Annotated in this window: 15 protein-coding genes; 10 read left to right on the forward strand and 5 right to left on the reverse strand. The window is 50.4% G+C overall.

All coding sequences use genetic code 11. The annotated features are described in order from the left end of the window. Window positions 1-73: 73 nt before the first annotated feature. Entirely contained in the window at window positions 74-757 is a 684-nt protein-coding gene (locus AC3ITG_RS02520) for an S-layer homology domain-containing protein (protein WP_413374846.1), read from the reverse strand. Between the two features lie 325 nt (window positions 758-1,082). Here AC3ITG_RS02520 and AC3ITG_RS02525 point away from each other — a divergent pair, with 325 nt between their 5' ends. From AC3ITG_RS02525 to AC3ITG_RS02550, 6 genes are all read left to right on the forward strand, one after another. Then, window positions 1,083-2,138, forward strand: a complete 1,056-nt coding sequence (locus AC3ITG_RS02525; protein WP_489252697.1) for a lactonase family protein — start codon at window positions 1,083-1,085, stop codon at window positions 2,136-2,138. Window positions 2,139-2,386: 248 nt separating this feature from the next. After that, a complete protein-coding gene (locus tag AC3ITG_RS02530) occupies window positions 2,387-4,261 on the forward strand; it encodes a rhamnogalacturonan lyase (RefSeq protein ID WP_489252698.1) in 1,875 nt (624 codons plus the stop codon). 478 nt (window positions 4,262-4,739) lie between these two features. Continuing rightward, window positions 4,740-5,819, forward strand: a complete 1,080-nt coding sequence (locus tag AC3ITG_RS02535) for a sulfate ABC transporter substrate-binding protein (protein ID WP_113055121.1) — start codon at window positions 4,740-4,742, stop codon at window positions 5,817-5,819. Window positions 5,820-5,901: 82 nt separating this feature from the next. Further along, entirely contained in the window at window positions 5,902-6,738 is an 837-nt protein-coding gene (gene cysT / locus AC3ITG_RS02540; RefSeq protein WP_090999441.1) for a sulfate ABC transporter permease subunit CysT, read from the forward strand. 40 nt (window positions 6,739-6,778) lie between these two features. Next, on the forward strand, window positions 6,779-7,654 hold the full coding sequence (gene cysW, locus AC3ITG_RS02545) for a sulfate ABC transporter permease subunit CysW (protein WP_489252699.1): 876 nt from the start codon (window positions 6,779-6,781) through the stop codon (window positions 7,652-7,654). A 225-nt stretch (window positions 7,655-7,879) separates the two neighbouring features. Then, the gene (locus tag AC3ITG_RS02550; protein ID WP_062322628.1) at window positions 7,880-8,119 is read left to right on the forward strand and encodes a YezD family protein; all 240 of its coding nucleotides are present in this window, start codon (window positions 7,880-7,882) and stop codon (window positions 8,117-8,119) included. A gap of 147 nt (window positions 8,120-8,266) precedes the next feature. On the opposite strand, the gene AC3ITG_RS02555 is transcribed toward AC3ITG_RS02550, so the two are convergent. Next, on the reverse strand, window positions 8,267-9,187 hold the full coding sequence (locus tag AC3ITG_RS02555; RefSeq protein WP_489252700.1) for a hypothetical protein: 921 nt from the start codon (window positions 9,185-9,187) through the stop codon (window positions 8,267-8,269). Window positions 9,188-9,403: 216 nt separating this feature from the next. On the opposite strand from AC3ITG_RS02555, the gene AC3ITG_RS02560 reads away from it, so the two are divergent. From AC3ITG_RS02560 to AC3ITG_RS02575, 4 genes are all read left to right on the forward strand, one after another. Next, window positions 9,404-9,817, forward strand: coding sequence for a GNAT family N-acetyltransferase (locus AC3ITG_RS02560; protein ID WP_489252701.1), 414 nt, complete (start codon window positions 9,404-9,406; stop codon window positions 9,815-9,817). A gap of 268 nt (window positions 9,818-10,085) precedes the next feature. Continuing rightward, window positions 10,086-10,718 carry an NAD(P)-dependent oxidoreductase gene (locus tag AC3ITG_RS02565; protein WP_489252702.1) on the forward strand — a complete coding sequence of 211 codons (633 nt, stop codon included), beginning with the start codon at window positions 10,086-10,088 and terminating at the stop codon, window positions 10,716-10,718. 141 nt (window positions 10,719-10,859) lie between these two features. Continuing rightward, the gene (locus tag AC3ITG_RS02570) at window positions 10,860-12,530 is read left to right on the forward strand and encodes an NAD(P)H-hydrate dehydratase (protein WP_489252703.1); all 1,671 of its coding nucleotides are present in this window, start codon (window positions 10,860-10,862) and stop codon (window positions 12,528-12,530) included. Window positions 12,531-12,810: 280 nt separating this feature from the next. Next, window positions 12,811-14,138 (forward strand): IS3 family transposase gene (locus AC3ITG_RS02575; protein WP_489252704.1). Its coding sequence is split into 2 segments (ribosomal slippage): window positions 12,811-13,180 and window positions 13,180-14,138, totalling 1,329 coding nucleotides; the frame shifts between segments, so codons are not numbered across the junction. Window positions 14,139-14,504: 366 nt separating this feature from the next. On the opposite strand, the gene AC3ITG_RS02580 is transcribed toward AC3ITG_RS02575, so the two are convergent. The 3 genes from AC3ITG_RS02580 to AC3ITG_RS02590 all read right to left on the reverse strand — a co-directional run bounded on the left by AC3ITG_RS02580 (window position 14,505) and on the right by AC3ITG_RS02590 (window position 19,218). Continuing rightward, window positions 14,505-16,157: a methyl-accepting chemotaxis protein gene (locus tag AC3ITG_RS02580; protein WP_489252705.1), complete on the reverse strand. Its 1,653-nt coding sequence runs from the start codon at window positions 16,155-16,157 to the stop codon at window positions 14,505-14,507. 27 nt (window positions 16,158-16,184) lie between these two features. Further along, on the reverse strand, window positions 16,185-17,192 hold the full coding sequence (locus AC3ITG_RS02585; protein ID WP_489252706.1) for a BMP family lipoprotein: 1,008 nt from the start codon (window positions 17,190-17,192) through the stop codon (window positions 16,185-16,187). Window positions 17,193-17,607: 415 nt separating this feature from the next. After that, complete coding sequence (locus AC3ITG_RS02590) at window positions 17,608-19,218, reverse strand: gamma-glutamyltransferase family protein (protein WP_489252707.1); 1,611 nt, start codon at window positions 19,216-19,218, stop codon at window positions 17,608-17,610. Window positions 19,219-19,374: the final 156 nt, after the last annotated feature.

Raw genomic sequence — 19,374 nt, forward strand, 5'->3', positions numbered from 1 at the left:
ATGTAACGTAAATAGCCGCATGTCCCCTCTAGAGGGAACATGCGGCTATTTGGTATTTAATTGAAGAGGGGCATTATTTCTCTGGTGTTTCCGGGATTTTCGGTGCATTGAAATCTTCCAGATACTCAATTGCGTTATACATCATAACCGCAGCTTCGGCGCGGGTAATGGTTTCCTTCGGATTGAAGTTGCCTTCTGCATCGAGCGTATTAATCTTCAAGACAAGGGAGCGTTGAACCGCACCTTGAAATTCAGGAGTAAGCTCTTTTTCATCCATGATATCTACAGGCTTGATGTTAATCATAGGCAGTCCGCCTTTGGCTTCAATGCCCTGCATCAAGAAAAGGGTATACTGTTCACGTGTCAACGCCTTGGAAGGATCGATATCGTTGGACATCTTAATACCATTGAACTGGGCACGGATAAAAGCATCACTGTACCATACGCCATCTTTTACGTTGGAGAAGTAGTCACTTGGCAGGGGTTGTTTGATAAAACGAATCGTGTCCAAATTCAGATGGAGACCATCTGCAATGAGCTGGATACCCTGAGCCGTGTTTAGTTCCTGTTCCGGTTTGAACAAGCTATCACTCACGCCTTTGATTAATCCATCCTGATGTAGGGATTCAATCTTGTCTGCCCCCGCAATACCTTGAATATCAGTGAATTCCGCTTGAGCGGCGTGAATCGGACCAGCGCTCAGAGAAAGGGTAAGTAAAGCTCCGGCTGTTAATGTAGCCAATATATTTTTTTTCATATCAGATTCGCCTCACTTTTCCAGGAAGTATCCCTTTGTATAAAAGTTATTTGTCCCTATAGACGACCCTATTCCTCAAAAGGTTGCTGTGATTTTCCATTGTTTTTCTACAAGAAATTCCGTTGGAATATGTACAAAGTGAATGGACTATTGTAAGGCCTTATACTTTGTATTATGGTGAGAAAAGATAACCACTGAAGCAAAAGTCTGTGATTTGGGTAAGTACATAACAGTGGAATCAACTATTCGGGTTACAACTTCTTATAATTGCATGTAATTAGAGTGTAAGGTTAATCATTTGAATCAATAAGGAGAGAATGAGACGATGGAACCGACAGCAACGAATGAAGCTTTTTTCTATACAGGTACTTATGCATCAGCAGAACAGCCGGGAATTTTTCTATGTGCGTTGAACAAGGATACAGGCGAGTTGCGGATTGTAAATCATATGGATGGGGTGGATAATCCATCCTATCTGGCTTTATCTGCGGATGGGAATGGTCTGTACGTGGTAAGTGAGACAGATGAGGGAGAGGTGCTGGTCTATCGCAGGGATGCCGCAACGGGTGAGTTGCACTTGATGGATCGCAAGTTAACGAAGGGCGCTTCGCCTTGTTATGTGTCTGTCACGGAGGACGGCAAGTGGGTGCTGACTTCGAACTACAGCAGTGGCAGTGTGAACGTATTCCCGGTAGGGGATCAAGGCACGCTTGAAGAGATGAGTGCGCTGATTGAGCATACAGGAAGAGGGCAGAATGATGACCGTCAAGAAGGGCCGCACGCCCATTCCATTCAACCAGACCCTTCGGGTCAGTATGCCGTTGTCTGTGATCTGGGTCTGGATCAGATTATTGTGTATCGTCAGGAAGAAGGCCGCCTGGTAACGCATCGTGAGACGAATCAGAATCCAGGCTCCGGACCGAGACATCTCGTCTTCCACCCAAACTCAAAATGGGCCTATGTGATTAATGAATTGAGTAACACCGTTACGGCGTTCATGTATGATCAGCGTAGAGGTGAGTTCACTACGTTGCAGCATATCACCACACTGCCTGAAGGACATTCTGGAGAAGGTACGGCAGCGGACATCCGTGTGTCCCCGTGTGGTCGTTTCCTCTATGCTTCCAACCGTGGGGACGACAGCATTGTGCTGTATCACATTGACCAAGAGTCCGGTGAGCTGGAAGCGATAGAATGGACTTCCACTATTGGTCAGACTCCGCGCAACTTCAACTTGCTTTCCGGAGGCATTCTACTGGTGGCCAATCAGGACAGCAACAACCTCGTTGCTTTTCAGATCAATGGTGAAGATGGACGTCTGACACACAACGGATTCAAATTGGAGATACCCCGCCCAGTGTGTATTGCCCCGGTAGTATAAGGTGGGATGACACAACATTCTTTGTTACGTTCAGATTCCGATCGAGCGTGCGAGAAAGAAGCATCCAAGTCGAAAGATTCATCTTTCGGCTTTTTCCCTTTTTTCCATACATAAAATCACTAAGTTAGACCTATAGATGGAATTATATGTTTAATTTAAGATGAATATATTAAAGCGCTTACATTTATATGAGATGGCGGTACTAAGGGCATCGGGCTTACCAATTCGATTGGGGAGGCAATGGCTTTATGGGAAAACGATCGTTATGGAAGCGTACATTGCGGACCGCAGGGGTATCCCTGCTGAGTTCTGCGTTACTGGTTACTTCGCTCGGTCTTGGATACACGCCAGTCACTCATGCTGCAGGTGCCCGTCAGATGGAGTTTCTGGACCGAGGTGTAGTTGCAGTGAAGACAGGCACAGGTGTGTTTGTCAGTTGGCGGCTTCTGGGTACGGAAGGGTCGAATGTATCGTTTAATGTCTATCGGGATGGAACCAAGGTAAACGCATCGCCCATAACAAACAGCACCAACCTCCAGGATGCAAGCGGGACAAGCAGTTCCAAATATACGGTTCGAGCCGTAGTCAGTGGAACCGAACAGGCTGCTTCGGCGGCAGCGAGCGTATGGGGCAATAATTATTTGTCTGTACCTCTCAGTGTACCCGCAGGAGGCACAACACCGGATGGTGTAGCCTACACGTACAGTGCCAATGATGCGAGTGCAGGAGATGTGGACGGGGACGGAGAGTATGAACTGATTGTTAAGTGGGACCCGTCCAACTCCAAGGATAATTCCCAAAGCGGCTACACGGGTGAAGTATTTATCGATGCCTACAAATTGAATGGAACGCGCCTATGGCGAATTAGTCTGGGTGAAAATATCCGTGCGGGTGCTCATTACACCCAGTTCATGGTGTACGATCTGGACGGAGACGGCAAGGCTGAAGTGGCGATGAAAACGGCTGATGGTACCAAGGACGGCACGGGAGTAGTCATAGGGGATGCCAGCAAGGATTATCGTAATTCCAGCGGATACGTTCTGTCAGGACCGGAGTTCCTTACGATCTTCAATGGACAGACAGGCAAAGCACTTTCCACGGTGAACTACGAACCGGCGCGCGGTAATGTGTCCGATTGGGGAGACAATTATGGCAACCGGGTCGATCGATTCCTTGCTGCGATTGCGTATTTGGATGGAGAGCGGCCAAGTCTGGTCATGGCGCGTGGATACTACACCCGAACCGTGCTGGTAGCGTACAACTGGCGGGATGGACAATTGACGAAACAATGGACTTTTGATTCCAATACATCAGGTAATTCCGGTTATGCTGGACAAGGTAATCATAATCTGAGCGTGGCGGACGTGGATGGCGATGGCAAAGATGAGATCGTCTATGGCGCGATGGCGGTAGATGATAACGGCAAAGGACTCTATACGACAGGACTTCATCATGGAGATGCAATGCATCTCAGTGATCTGGACCCGGATCGTGCAGGACTGGAAGTATTCCAGGTGCATGAGACAGCGTCCAATGCCGGAGTGGAATTCCGCGATGCGCGTACAGGTCAGTTGATCTGGGGCATACCTACGACAAAAGATATTGGACGCGGCATGGCAGCCGATATTGATCCACGTTATAAGGGTGCCGAAGTGTGGGCAGATGGTGGTTTGTATACAGCCAAAGGACAGAAAATTGGGACAACCCTGCCTTCCTCCACGAATTTTGGTATCTGGTGGGACGGTGATCTGCTCCGCGAATTGCTGGACAGCAATCGGATTGATAAATGGGACTACGCCAATAGCAAAACGGTTAATCTGTTGACGGCATCCGGTGTTTCTTCCAATAATGGAACGAAGTCCACACCGAATCTGCAGGCTGACCTGTTCGGAGACTGGAGAGAAGAAGTGGTATGGCGGACCAATGATAGCTCTGCGCTGCGCATCTACACGACAACAGCCGTTACGGACAAAAGGATCTACACCCTGATGCATGATCCGGTATACCGTCTTGGCGTAGCTTGGCAAAATGTAGCCTATAACCAACCGCCACACACGGGCTTTTATTTGGGAGATGGCATGAGTACACCTCCCGTACCGAATATCCGGTACGCTGGCAAATAAGAGGGAAAAGGCATGAACTCATGCCAACCCCCGGGATGATGTTTCAGCGAATAAAACATACACGCTGACAAGGGAACAACGGACTTTGGTCTGTTGTTCTTCTTTTTCTGCCAATTACACAGATATTCGGTAGAAATCGGAAAAAACGTTTGACAGTCATATGTACTGCCCTTATGATACGTATATAACTCACTAAACAGGTAGGAATAATAAAAATGACTATGCTCTATTTGCGGAAGCAGTCATTTACAGTCACATGAGAGATCGTAACGTGAACAGAATAACGTTCTCACCGTAAAAACGGAGGAACACCGCAGCGCATCATTTCTGGATGAAGCATACACGGCCTTTGGGTCGGCATGACTTTATGAGGGAGAAGTGCGCGGGGGTTCCTCCGTTTTTTGTTTTTTTCGGTGCGTTCCATGCTGTTCAGCCTGTTGAGGTAATCTTGCAGATCCATTCGGGGGGAGTGTTATCTATGAAAAAGAGAATTCATAAGGGTATTCTGGTTGGTCTGGCATTGGTGTTAACAGGGGTACTGGCGGCATGCGGATCGGAAAGCGGTGGCACGAATGCGGCAGGAACATCGGGGGGAACGGAAGGCGGCAAAGAAGGAGCAAAAGCGATCGAGCTGCTGAATGTATCCTATGATCCGACGCGTGAACTCTATGAGCAATATAACAAGGCGTTTGCGGCGTATTGGCTGAAAGAGAAAGGTCAGGAAGTAACGGTTAAGCAGTCTCATGGCGGGTCAGGTAAACAAAGTCGTTCCGTCATTGATGGGCTGGACGCGGATGTGGTTACTCTGGCATTGGGATACGATATCGATGCTATTGAAGATAAAGGTCTGATCAATGCGGGCTGGCAGGATAAATACGAGCATAATAGCTCCCCGTATACATCAACAATTGTATTTTTGGTACGCAAAGGCAATCCGAAAGGCATCAAGGACTGGGATGATCTCATCAAGGGAGATACCCAGGTCATTACCCCGAATCCGAAAACTTCCGGTGGGGCACGTTGGAACTATCTGGCGGCATGGGGGTATGCGCTCAAACATAACAACAATGATGAGGAGAAGGCCAAAGCATTCGTTGCAGAGTTGTTCAAACATGCGCCTGTCCTTGACTCTGGAGCACGTGGAGCAACGACTACGTTTGTAGAGCGTGGTATCGGTGATGTACTGCTTGCATGGGAGAATGAGGCTTTCTTGTCAGTTAAAGAGCTGGGACCGGACAAATTCGATATTGTTGTGCCTTCTGTCAGTATTTTGGCTGAACCACCTGTAGCGATTGTAGATAAAAATGCAGACAAAAAGGGCAGCCGCGAAGTGGCTGACGCCTATCTGAAATATTTGTACAGCGAAGAGGGGCAAACCATTGCTGCCGAGAACTATTACCGTCCAACCCTGGACAGCGTAAAGGAAAAGTTCAAGGATCAGTTCCCGCAGCTTGAGCTGTTCACATTGAACGATGTATTTGGCACATGGCGCGATACCCAGGCCAAGCATTTTAATGATGGCGGTATCTTTGACCAGATTTATGTTCCGGGCAGCTAATGCATCTGACGTCGATGATGTTGCGTGACCATGTAAGCGGCCAACCAGTCCGACCGACTGAAGGCAGAGAGGATGAACGTGCATGAGCAAAGTGATGGTGGCCCGGAGTCGCACACTGCCGGGATTCGGATTAACGATGGGTTACAGTGTGCTTTACCTGAGCCTAGTTGTACTTATTCCACTCGCAGCGCTCTTGTTTAACTCCACGGGGCTGACCTGGTCCACACTGATTGAGGTGGCGACGAATCCTCGGGTACTGGCTTCTTTCCGGGTGAGTTTTCTGACTGCTGGTGCAGCGGCCCTGATCGATCTGGTTCTCGGGCTGCTCCTGGCTTGGGTACTTGTCCGGTATGAGTTCCCTGGAAAACGGCTGTTTGATGCAGTCATTGATCTGCCTTTTGCCTTGCCGACAGCAGTGGCGGGGGTTGCCTTAACGGCGCTGTATGCCGGAAATGGCTGGATTGGGCAGTTTGTGGAACCTCTGGGCATCAAGCTGGCCTATTCACAGGCGGGTATTACTCTCGCGCTGATGTTTATTGGGATTCCGTTTGTGGTGCGTACGGTGCAGCCGGTATTGCAGGAACTGGAGACTGAGGTGGAGGAAGCTGCGGCTACGCTGGGAGCGGGAAGATGGCGGATATTCCGGAAGATCCTGCTTCCGGATCTGATTCCGCCGCTGCTGACAGGTTTTGCGTTAGCCTTTGCCCGAGGCATTGGCGAATATGGCTCAGTGGTGTTTATCTCAGGCAATATGCCGATGAAAACGGAGATTGCGCCCCTGCTGATCATGGCGAAGCTGGAACAGTTCGATTATGCGGGAGCTACGGCGGTAGCCTTGCTGCTGCTGTTGGTCTCTTTTGTCCTGCTCTTGATCATTAATTCACTTCAACGCTGGAGCCGTAAGGCAGGCAGAGCTTAGTGAGCAGTGAACCAACCTAAACCAAAAGGAGGTACAGAATATGGCGGGTTCCGTTCCATTGACGCCTGCTTCCCGTGTGCGAACCGGGCCGGGGCCAAACCGTGCAACCACGGAAGCACCGTGGGTTAAATGGTTGTTGATCGGCTTGGCAAGTCTGGTGCTGATCTGGCTGCTCATCTTGCCGCTGGTGATCGTGTTGATGGAGGCGTTAAAGCAAGGCTGGGGTGTCTACATCGCCGCGCTTACCGAGCCGGACGCAATGTCGGCATTGAAACTTACGCTGCTGGTTGCCGGGATCACCGTACCGCTCAATACGATATTCGGTGTGGCGGCTGCGTGGGTCATTACCAAGTTCCAATTCAGGGGCAAAGGACTCATGATCACCCTGATCGATCTTCCTTTTTCGATCTCGCCTGTGGTAGGCGGGTTGATCTTTGTCCTCATCTTTGGTTCGAATGGATGGTTTGGACCGTGGCTGGCCGAGCATGATATCAAAATTATTTTTGCCCTGCCCGGCATTGTCATCGCAACATTGTTCATTACGTTTCCCTTCGTTGCCAGAGAACTGATTCCGCTGATGGAGGATCAAGGCACGAGGGAAGAAGAAGCGGCGGTTACGCTTGGCGCCTCCGGGTGGCGGATCTTCTGGAACGTGACACTTCCCAACATCAAGTGGGGGCTGTTGTATGGCATTATTCTGTGTAATGCGCGGGCGATGGGCGAGTTTGGGGCCGTGTCTGTTGTATCGGGACATATTCGCGGGGAGACCAACACCTTGCCGCTGCATGTCGAGATCCTGTATAACGAATATCAATTCTCCGCTTCGTTTGCCGTCGCCTCCTTGTTGCTGATTTTGGCTCTGGCAACGTTGCTGCTCAAGAGCTGGTTGGGTCATAAAACGATTCCCGAAAAGTGATGTAACACTCCTGTATCCATGCCGATCATCTTGGTTATGAAGAGGGTTCCGATGAAAATGGATTTTGTTTAAACTTCATGAAAATTCGGATTGACAGCTACTGGAAGCCCTGCTAATGTATAAACCAAGTATATAGGTTGGATAAGAATGAATTATAAGTCGGGTTGGATGACAGCGCACTTGAGGACTATAGCGGGCAGTAGCCCGAGAAGAGGAGGCGGCTCTATGGCTAAGCCGTTAAAAGTGGATGAGGTATGGATGGATCGAATTGCCGGACAACTGAACGACATGGAGTTTGGCTCGTTACACATCGTTGTACATGAAGGCCAGATTGTGCAGATGGAGCGGACCGAACGCAAGCGTTTTGAAAATACACCCTCCGGCAGCGCCTCCAAATCCGGCAGCACTGCACGAAGCAGCTCACCCCGTTCACTGCGCTCATCGAATGCAAGTGCGAAGGGATAGGCATCATGTAATCCAGGATCGAATTAGGCATAATGCAAAAAATAGTAGAAACCCAAAAAAGAGAAGCCGCGATTTTCCGGGCTTCTCTTTTTTGGGTTTGAATGAACTGAGTCTGATGATGCAGGCAAACCAAGTTAACAGAGAGGTTCACTTTTCGGAAATGGCTCCAGATGTGCGTGGTTTATAGAGGTTTAGCTCCATATCCAGGTTCTCATCCTCATGTGCTTCTGTACTGCTATTCAATTCCTTATCCGAATCGGTGTGTCCCGCGTACGGGCGATCACTGCGAGAAGGCGTTCCTGTCAGGCTGAAGCCAGAGATGAACAGGATGAGTTGCAATCCCAATGCGTAGGGAGCAGCAGCAAGTCCGATCAGATGAAGCAGCGAGCACATGGCAATTAGAGTAACAAGTGCTTTGGTTACTGTGCCCGATGAACCCTGTCTTGGGCTGGACCAGAGCAGATAACCATAGAACACCGTGATGATCAAGGAAACGAAGCGTATCCATGGCAAAGCATTGAACCAGGAATGCCAGAAAGGATACAACAGACCTTGTTGACGAAACACAAAATCAGCGATTAGGTACAGTACAGCCGCGACAGCGGTGGGCTCGGCAGCTGGACGGATGACATTCCAGATCGCTCTTCCCCAATGGTCAGGATGTACGGATCGATTCAATTCATCGGACAATGCTGCACTCTCTCGTTCCAGAGCCCTGTGCATCAATGCCAGTCGAGCGGGATCAACATCGATAATACAGCTGCGGATCTGATCCTGAAGCTGTGGAGACAGATGCACTGCGGCTCTGCAGGACAGCATGGCCGTTAATAATTCATGGTGCTCATGTTCCGTTATAGCAACATTTCGTTGTTCATTGGCTGTGAGTTGTCCCAATAGGGTTGTACTTATGTATAATGTATCTCGTATCGCGTGCATTCGCCTGTCACGGCTTCGTCTGACCTCAGTTGCAGACCATACGTAGAGTCCAAGCAGCACAGCGATCATTCCGAGTAGTAACCCCACGAAGCCTGGATATGAAAATAGAGCAAGCATCCAGCGTTGAAGCACAATGGTTCCTCCTTTGCAAAAACTGTAGCGTAGCATGAAACACGGTTCACATAAGCTTTCTCTCACTATTACACAGGAATTGCGTGAATTCAAGCAGGAACAGTAGGAATTTACTGTCATAAGAAGGACCAGGGCACCCAAGCAAAGAAGATGTAATTTCCATGAATTTTTTATTTTGCACTTAATCATAGGTTTAATAGGAAGGGAGCATGATCTATGGACCAGATCAACATTGAACATACACCGCCCTCAACAGCAGAATACCTTGCGTTACGGAAAAGCGCAGGTCTCAGTGCGATGAGCAAGGAGGGCGCGGAGATTGGGCTGCCCAATAGTCTTTTTGCCGTATGTCTGCGTGAAGAAAATGAAATTATAGGCATGGGTCGGGTCATCGGGGACGGTGGTTGTTTCTTTCAGGTGGTGGATATCGCCGTGCGCCCGGACCAGCAGGGAAGAGGATATGGCAAATTGATTATGAACGAGATCATGAATTATTTGCGCGAACATGTGCCTGCTCGTGGCTTGGTTAGCCTGCTGGCAGATGTTCCTGCCGATCGTCTGTACACTCAATTTGGCTTCACCTACACCAGTCCGAAATCGGAAGGCATGTGGTGGAGACAAGGGGAATAGGAATCGACATAAAGCAGCAGGTTGTCGAAAAGTGAAGAGAAGGAATTATCCAGAACCTCATTTTAATATGAGGGAATTGATGTTGAGCCGCATAAAGCGGCTTTTTTCGTTTGGATTAAGGGATAGAAGAGATTTGTTGGCGATGGTTTACAAGTGAGCACAGACGGTTTAAGATGGCGTGAGCCGTTTAAGGTATATAACAATGGGATTAAGTATTAAAATAACGGTAAGTTGACAAGATGATATCTACTGAAAAGAGGGATTTGATATGAAAGTTGCCATTTTTGGAGCAACCGGAGCGATTGGAAAGACGATACTGTGGGAGTTAATGGACCGCGGACATGAGGTAACGGCAATTGTTCGTGAGCCTTCGAAGGTTGAGATGGAGCATGAGCGTTTGCGTGTGGTACAGGGTGATTTGCTTAACCCGGATCAGGTTGCCGATTTTACAGCAGGACAGGAAGCCGTTGTGAGTGCCTATGGACCGAAGTTTGGTGCGGAGGAAGAGATGTTGGAAGTTACACGTTCACTAATCGAGGGTGTTCGCCGTGCGAAAGCAGGACGGTTGCTTGTGGTTGGAGGAGCAGGAAGCTTGCTTACGGATTCTGGAGAAATGCTGATGGATACACCAGGATTCCCTGAGGAAGTCAAACCACTGGCGAAGGCTCATGTAGATGCGTATAACCTGATTGAAGCATCGGATATTAACTGGACCTACATGAGTCCTGCGGCTACGATCACAACAGGAAGACGGACAGGCCTGTTCCGGGTTGGTATGAATCGTGTGATCACCGATGATCTGGGTGAGAGTTCGATTTCCGTTGGCGATTTTGCAGCGGCTTTGGTGGATGAGCTGGATGATCCGCAGTTTACTCAATCCCGGTTTACGGTAGGTTATTAAGGGTTTTAGGTAAAGGGACGGGGAAAACAGATTAGAGAATAATGAAGCGAAGTAGCTTGGGGAAAATAAAGAGCACATCGCGAGATGTAGAAGTATTCGAAGATGCAGATTTTCGAAGATTTCACCGGGGAGGGATGAACATTGTTTATCGTAACCGCTGAACAGATGAGAGCTGTGGATGAGCATACGATTCACAAGCTTGGCATTCCTGCTGCCAGTCTGATGGAGAACGCAGGCAGAGCCATCGCCGAGGAAGTTATTCGGCTGTGCAGGGAAGACGATGTTGACCGCCGTTCGGAGCAGCATGGCTGCTTGAACAATGTAAATGGGAAGCGGGCGCACACCGGGCCCGGGGATCGGCCTGCTCATGGTGGCGACATCATCGCCGATCCGGCGCTCGTGATGGAGCAACCCGGCGATCAGCAGTGGTACATGCTGATCGGCAAGGGCAATAATGGCGGCGATGGGCTGGTTGCGGCGCGCCACTTGGTTGAAGCGGGGCTCGGCGTGACTTTGGTTTACGCCGATGCGCCTGAGTCACTGCGGGGCGAAGCCGCAGTGCAGCGGGATGTCGCCGCGCAGCTCGGCATCCCTGCTCTGGTCCACGGGCACGAAGCCGTGGACTTCAGCCGGTGCACAGGCATCGTGGATGCGCTATTGGGCACCGGCTCGAGGGGGGCGCCGCGTGGAGCATACGCGGCGCTGATTGAGGCGGCGAACGACAGCGGCAAGCCGGTCGTGTCCGCCGATGTGCCAAGCGGGCTGAATGCCGACACCGGGGAGGTATATGAGCCCTGCATTCAGGCCCGGGTGACCGTATGTCTCGCACTGCTTAAACGCGGACTGGTGCAGTACCCGGGCGCATCTGCCGCGGGGCGCATCGTGGTGCGCTCCATCGGCATTCCCGCGCGGCTTGCGCCGGAGCATGGCCCCTCGGTCCGTCTGCTGACGGAAGAGGTGCTGCGCAGTGCGCTGCGCGTGGACACGGGCCGACTCCGGGCACCGGACGGCCACAAGGGCACTTACGGCCACGTACTGCTGGCCGCAGGCAGTCTGCCGATGAGCGGCGCAGGCCTGCTCTCGGCCAAAGCCGCGCTGCGCGCTGGCTGCGGGCTCGCCACATGGGCGCTGCCCGCGGCACTGCTGCCGCATGTCATCGGCACCGTGCCCGAGCTCATGCTCGCTGCCGCCGCAGATGGCGACAGCGGCGAGTGGAACGCGGCTTCCGCGGACGCCGTACTGCGTCTCGCGGAAAGCCGCGACGTGCTCGCGACCGGCCCGGGCCTCGGCCGCTTCAAAGGCGACACTGACTGGCTGCGCCGTCTGTGGCAACATTCGGATCGCCCGCTCGTCATCGACGCGGACGCCCTCAACATGCTGGCAGACGCTGGCCCAACAGGGCCTCGCGACTGGGGCAAACGAAGTGCGGCGACTATCCTGACGCCGCACCCTGGAGAGATGGGCCGACTGCTGGGCATGCCGACCCCCGAAGTGCAGCGTGACCGAATCGGACACGCTGCACGGTACGCCCGCGAGCAGGGCGTGACCCTGGTGCTCAAGGGAGTACGAACGGTCATCGCAACGCCATCCGGCGAGGCGTATATAAACACAACCGGGCACGCCGGCATGGCGACCGGCGGTGTGGGAGATGTGTTGACCGGCATCATCGCCGGTCTACTCGCCCAAGGGCTTAGCGCGGAGCAGGCTGCCACCTTTGGTGTGTTTCTACACGGCCAGGCAGCAGAGAGAGCCGCGTTGCTGCGCGGTGATCCGGCATCCCTGCTCGCAGGGGATATCATTGATGCACTATAAATCATGGGGACGATTGGCGCCGCGCTCTTGGTACATTCGTTACTTCATAAGCTTGCATTTACACCGCTTTGAGCTCGTGTTATAGGTGCAGTTAGAGAGTACATGTCCTTCATGTGCTGAATGCCTCTGCACACAGCACAAAGATATAAACCACTCATAATATAAAGAAAGGGATGTCCCATAGTCTAAAATGTACCCTATAAGATGGACACTTTAAAAAAGGTCATCTTGTAGGGTCTTTTTGTGTACAATGAATAAAAAACGAGCGGTGGTCAAGCGGATGTCAAAGAAATGCTTTACAACTCAAGAGCAAGATCAGTTAAGAAGAAATCCCTATGTGAAAAATGTCAGCGCTAAAGCTATTACGTACACGGATGCGTTCAAAGAACGATTTATTCAAGAATACAGTCAAGGTACGCTTCCCCGTGAGATTTTTCAGGAAGCAGGCTTTCCCATTGACGTCTTGGGTGCAACCCGAATTCGAAAGGCTTCCAATCGATGGCGTGCGGCTTTTCAAGAACAAGGACCTGCTGGATTAACAGACGGTAGAATACACGCTTCAGGCCGTTCTCTGACCCGTGAATTAAGTCTTGAAGAAAAATATGCCCGTTTGGAAGCGAAAATGAAATGGCTTGAAGCGGAGAATGAATTCTTAAAAAAGCTCGATCAACTCGAAAGGCAGATGAGAAAAAAGAAATCCAACTAAGTACGCGGCAAAAATTCGAACTGATTCAACAGATGATGCATACATACCCTTTCCAACGCAAGGTGCATGTTCTTTGTGAAATTGCTGGAGTTTCACGTTCGGGCTATTACCAATATTGTAGCGAAGATGCCAGGTTACATCGTCAAAATCAGGAACAAGACGATCAGAAAGTGAAAGCGATCGTTCTGAAAGCCTACCATTACCGTGGAAGAAAGAAAGGCGCCCGTCAAATCAAAATGACGCTGGAGCACCAATATGGAGTCATATACAATCTCAAGCGAATTCGTCGTGTCATGCAAAAGTACAACATCGTTTGTCCGATTCGAAAAGCTAATCCCGCACGTCGTATGGCCAAAGCGACCCAAGAGCATCGAACCTGTCCTAACACGTTAAATCGAGCTTTTAAGCAAGGGATTGCAGGCAAGGTACTATTAACGGACATCACGTATTTAACTTATGGGAAAAATAAGCGAGCCTACTTATCGACCATTAAAGATGCTGAAACGAATGAGATTTTAGCTTATGAAGTCTCTGCTTCACTCGGTTTGGACATTGCGATTGAGACGTTGAATCAACTCAAAAAGCATCGTCACCTCACCTCAGATGCGTTGATTCATTCAGATCAAGGATTTCACTATACGAACCCAAAGTTCCAAAAGATTGTGAAGAATATGGGGCTGGGACAATCCATGTCGCGTCGAGGAAACTGTTGGGATAACGCTCCACAAGAATCATTTTTTGGGCATTTTAAAGATGAAACGAACTTTAAAACGTGTATGACCTTGGAAGAGGTCAAGCAAGAAGTGAAAAGCTACATGATTTATTACAATCATTATCGAGGTCAATGGAACTTAAACAAGCTGCCGCCTGCACGATACAGACAGCAGCTTGAAGTTGCCTAACCTTTTTAAATTGTCCTTTACAAGGGGTACATTTTAGTCATAAACATGACGAGGACATCCCTTTTTAGTGGTATTAACTTTTAACGAATCAAACACATGCTATTAGCTGCAATTTCCACAGTTTCGCGGTTTAACCAATCCCAGCGACGTTATTCCCTCGATCGGCAGCTCTTGCCCCTGAATTGTGGCAGGACTAACCGGAATAACCGGAATAACGTGACTGAAGACTGAAGTTCGTTAAACTTTGCATTTGTCACGAATCCTCCTATTAAGGCATGATCAATTCGTTAGATTCGCAAGTGTGTTGACCCCAGAGAAAGAAGTCGCTTCCGACTTGCGGTAGAGCATCTCTTTATTGTGACCCCACTACAACCGGAACCGTAAAAGCTCCTGATGCATCTCTGCACTGATATCCCTCAGGGTTTTCACCTTAGTGCTTGCTTCGGCGAACGAACGTTGTTGCTCTGCCGTTGAAGCTGTAATTTCCTCACTGCTTGCAGCAGATTGTTCCGTGATGGCACTTATATTTTCAATCGCCTGCTGAACCTGTGCGCTAAGTTCACTGGACTGCTGCATGTCTTCCGTAAGCTGGTTAATGCTTGTGCTGATTCGCTCTACACTGTGACGAATTCCGGAGAAGGATTCGCCGGTTTTTCCAGTGGCCTGCTCCTGCTCTGCAAAGAGCTGAATGCTCTGTGTCACAGAGTTTTTCACTTTGCCCATAGCCGTTGTGATTTCGCCGACAGCCGCAAAGATATGCTGCACCGATTGCTCGGATTGCTCGGCCAGTTTCTTCACTTCCCCCGCGACGACAGCAAAGCCGCGTCCAGCTTCACCTGCACGTGCCGCTTCGATGGAGGCGTTCAGAGACAGAAGGGTTGTCTGCGTAGCGATGCCTGATACATAGGCAGTCATGGTTGCGATCCGGGAGGCGCTCTCCTCCAATTCCTGGACAGTCTTTTCTACCTCAGACATGGCAATCCGGTTTACTTCAGCCAGTCGAAGCTGTTCCTGTACGGCAATGTGTCCCTCTTGCACGGAACTCAAAACTTCGTTACCATAAATGGCCGATTCTGAAGTCGCCTGAAGATTGCTTTCAAACATATGCTGCATCTTGTCCACGACCATGACCGTGCCACTTAGATCCTCAGCAATTTTCTGACTGCCAATCGACAGTTCTTCGGTCGTTCGGGATACTTGCTGCACAATGGCCTGCACGGTATCATTGCCGCGATCAATATCCTGCGCCATCCCATCAACACGGTTTCCTGCGGCACCAATGGATTGAATGATACTGCGTATGTTTCCCGTCATAAGGCGGAAGGAGCGGTTTAAGTCATCCAGTTCATCTTTGCCTCGTGTCTCTGGAAGCTGCTGTGTAAGATCGCCGTTCGCAATTTGTCCTGCCGCTTCCTTCAATGTGCGTATGCGTCTCGCCAATTTTCGTGAAGTGTACATGTTAAACATCAGCACAGCGACAAGCAGGATGATGGCTCCGGCGAGAGCAATCTGCCAGGTCCGTTGAATGTCTTGTTCAAGGTCTACCGTATATTGGTCATATCGATCCCGGGTCACCTCATCCAGCATATAGATATCATTTTGTATGCCTTTGACCCGTGAGCTGAAACGTTTGGCGTCCGAACTGTTCATGGCTGTGATGGCTTCGGTGGCGCCCGTGTCCAGAGCCGTTAATTTGGTTTGGATCGATTGGATCAGGCGAAGCTGTTCATCCGTTTCCAGCAAGCCTTCTGTGAGCTGCTTTACCATGGTTTTACCTTCATTCAGCAAGCGGGTTACATTATCCTGATTGCCAGCTGTCATGGAGAACGAGTACACATCGAGCGCCTGCTCGGTCTGTATCTGGTTAGCGTTCAGCTCAGTGACCTTCAGCATGGCAGGCACCAAATTTTGGTTTTTGGCATTCATGCTCAGCAATTGAATAATGATATAGGCTACAAGCAAAAGGCATAACAGTAACGATACGATGGCATTCATTATCAGCTTTCCCTGCAATTTCATAAGCGTGCCTCCATATTAGCAATTGGTTTATTGATCTAGGGTAATTTTGGTTTTGCCGGAAGCGATCTGTGCTTTCAAATCTTCGAACGTTTGCTGTTGTTCGTCCGTGAGTGTGATGTTATGTAGGGCGGTTAAACCTACGCCGTTTTCTGCCAGACCATAAAACATTTCTTTTTCGGGAAATGAATGTTGGTTCTGATTGAACGTATTAATGGCGTTATGAAGAGAGACATCTACATTTTTGAGCATGGAAGTGAGTACTGCTTTTTCTGCTAAAAAGAACTGATCCTGGTCCACGCCAATGGCGTATTTACCCAATCGCTGAATCTCCGAAAGTGAGCCTATGCCTGTAAGTCCGGCAGCAACGTAAATGACGTCAACACGTTGTTCCTGAATCATCTGTGCCGCAAGCTTTCCTCCAAGATCAGGTTTGCCGAAATCCCCGGCGTACACGACATGGACTGTGGCATCCGGATTGGCTGCCTGTACACCTTGCTCAAAACCTTGCTGGAAATCGTGAAGCACCGGAATATCCATTCCACCCAAGAAGCCTACATGGTCTTCGGTTGTTGCAAAGCCAGCAATGATACCTGCAAGATAGCTGCCTTCTTCTGCTTTGAAGGACATGGAGGTCACATTGGGGAGATCGGAATGCCCGTCAATGATGAGAAAGTGCTGATCGGGATACTTCTGAGCAACCTTCTCCAGATCGGTTTTTATCGTGTCGCTTAGACCAATAATCAGATCAACTTTATCCTTCGCAAATTGCTCGAAAGCTGCCTCGGATGTCAAATCCTTTCCCGGTTCCTTGTAATCAAAAACAATACTGTTCTCGTTTCTTGCCTGTACCAATCCCTCAAAAGATGCGTCACTGAAAGAATGATCACCCAAGCCGACATCCGTAAGAACGATTCCGACTTTGGTTCGCTGGTCTGCCGGGGACACCTTATCGGTTGCCGAACATGCTCCCAGGACCAGAACAACCAGAACCATCATCATGGTGAACCCGAATTTGATTTTCCATTGTGTTTTCATGTGCGTATGCCCTCTTTTCTATAAGATGGAGGTGACGTGTGAGGTGAGCAATTCCTCTCTATGTATATCGGATGGGAGCAGAGTCTCCGTAATGGGTAAGGATGAAAATTTACGAAACCCCAATGGAATTCCGATGAAACCCATGAAGTATACATGGAATTTACACTGGAAGAGGCGAGATTCTCGACGGAACCTGTGCGTCGTGCTGGTCAACGGGAAAAAAGACAAAAAAAGGGCAAAGAAGAGACCGATTAGATCTCTTCTTTGCCCTTTCCTCAAACCAAACGAATGATGAATGACTACATATCATGAATCAAAAAATTCATATATATGAACGGTTTTCCCGGTTCCCGCAGCATGTGCAATATTCCTGAGCGTTACGTTCCCGCTCTCATTCAGCTGCACTTGCAACGTATTACCACGCTGCTACCGAGCCATCTGCCCGGCTTTCCGTGCCGCCGCACAATACACCGTTGTCCGGGTTGCGCCAGATGATCTGGCCGCGTCCAAACATCGACGGATCGAGGGCGACCTGTATATCATGCCCTTTGCGGGCAAGTGCTTGTGCAATATGTTGAGGGAATCCAGGCTCAACCAGAATCGTTTTGCCTTTGGTCCACTGCCAGCGCGGAGAATCGAGCGCAGCCTGTGGATTGAGGTGGAAGTCCACCGTATTCATAACGACCTGCACATGACCCTGGGGTTGCATGAAACCGCCCATGACCCCGAATGGTCCGACCGCTTCATCACCACGTGTGAGGAAGCCCGGAATGATTGTATGAAATGTCCGTTTGCCTGGCTCCAATGCGTTGGCGTGATCGGGATCAAGCGAGAAATTATGCCCCCGGTTTTGCAGGGCAATGCCTGTGCCTGGCACAACCAGCCCGGAGCCGAAGCCCATATAATTGCTCTGAATGAAGGAAACCATGTTGCCCTCACCATCTGCCGTTGCAAGATACACCGTTCCGCTTGCCCTTGGGTCGCCCGCTTCAGGCGGAAGTGCCACATCACCAATGAGCTTGCGCCGTTCGTCTGCATACGCTTCGGATAATAATTCCTGCACCGTTACGCCCATCTTGCGTTCCTCGGTAATGTATTTTTCTCCATCGGCAAACGCCAGCTTCATGGCCTCCAACTGCCTGTGGTATGCCAGGACGGATTCCTTTTCTTCAAAATCAAAGCCCTTCAACAGATTGAGCGCTGCCAGAGCAATCAGCCCCTGACCGTTCGGTGGGATCTCCCACACATCATATCCGCGATAGGAGACCGAGATTGGATCAACCCATTCAGGCTGGAATGCAGCCAGATCTTCTTTGGTCAGGTAACCCCCGTGTTCTGCCATAAAAGAATGAATACATTCCGCGAGTTCGCCTTCATAGAAGTCTCGCGCTCCACTCTCGCCAATCCGTCGCAGTGTTGCCGCATGATCCGGCGAACGCCACATCTCGCCCACGGCCGGGACACGCCCGCCTGGGGCAAATATCTCAAACCACGCACGCCCGGCTTCCGCATCGCCTTGGCGTGCGTAGATATCGGCTGCCCGTGCCCAATGGCGGGCCAGCCCCGGCGCAAGCGGGTAACCTTCTTCCGCGTAGCGGACAGCCGGTTCCAGCGCTTCCGCCAGCGTGAGCCGTCCGAATCGGAGGCTCAGCTCAGCCCAACCCGCCGGTGCGCCAGGCACCGTCACCGGGATGACCCCAAGCTTCGGCATCTCCGAATAGCCCGCCGCTTTGAGCGCCTCAATCGATATACTCTGAGGCGCAGGCCCGCTGGCATTCAGGCCATGCAGTTTGCCCTCGGTCCAGACGAGGGCAAAGGCATCGCCCCCAATACCATTGGACGTTGGCTCCAGCACGGTGAGCGCAGCAGCGGTGGCGATAGCGGCATCAATGGCGTTGCCGCCCTTTTTTAACACATCCAGACCGGCTTGTGCGGCCAAAGGCTGTGAAGTGGCGACCATGCCTTGTTTGGCATAAACGGGCACACGGTAAGACGGATACGGTTGGTAGAGTGGATCGTAGTTCATCAGGTTGTTCAGCTCCTTGTCGCAAGATGTCAGGTTCCGGCTCGCCGGATCAATTACTCCTAACCCTCTTCGGAACAGGTAACCTGATCTCCTGCTGCCAAACCGAAATCCAACCTGACATAGCCCGTGAATAGCGATGATACAGTTGCATTCATA

The sequence above is a fragment of the Paenibacillus sp. GL_099_B genome (assembly GCF_057835695.1).

Coding starts and splice junctions, on each gene's coding strand:
- AC3ITG_RS02520 (WP_413374846.1), bottom strand. CDS start 757: ATGAAAAAAAATATATTGGCTACATTAACAGCCGGAGCTTTACTTACC.
- AC3ITG_RS02525 (WP_489252697.1), top strand. CDS start 1,083: ATGGAACCGACAGCAACGAATGAAGCTTTTTTCTATACAGGTACTTAT.
- AC3ITG_RS02530 (WP_489252698.1), top strand. CDS start 2,387: ATGGGAAAACGATCGTTATGGAAGCGTACATTGCGGACCGCAGGGGTA.
- AC3ITG_RS02535 (WP_113055121.1), top strand. CDS start 4,740: ATGAAAAAGAGAATTCATAAGGGTATTCTGGTTGGTCTGGCATTGGTG.
- cysT (WP_090999441.1), top strand. CDS start 5,902: ATGAGCAAAGTGATGGTGGCCCGGAGTCGCACACTGCCGGGATTCGGA.
- cysW (WP_489252699.1), top strand. CDS start 6,779: ATGGCGGGTTCCGTTCCATTGACGCCTGCTTCCCGTGTGCGAACCGGG.
- AC3ITG_RS02550 (WP_062322628.1), top strand. CDS start 7,880: ATGGCTAAGCCGTTAAAAGTGGATGAGGTATGGATGGATCGAATTGCC.
- AC3ITG_RS02560 (WP_489252701.1), top strand. CDS start 9,404: ATGGACCAGATCAACATTGAACATACACCGCCCTCAACAGCAGAATAC.
- AC3ITG_RS02565 (WP_489252702.1), top strand. CDS start 10,086: ATGAAAGTTGCCATTTTTGGAGCAACCGGAGCGATTGGAAAGACGATA.
- AC3ITG_RS02580 (WP_489252705.1), bottom strand. CDS start 16,157: ATGAAATTGCAGGGAAAGCTGATAATGAATGCCATCGTATCGTTACTG.
- AC3ITG_RS02585 (WP_489252706.1), bottom strand. CDS start 17,192: ATGAAAACACAATGGAAAATCAAATTCGGGTTCACCATGATGATGGTT.
- AC3ITG_RS02590 (WP_489252707.1), bottom strand. CDS start 19,218: ATGAACTACGATCCACTCTACCAACCGTATCCGTCTTACCGTGTGCCC.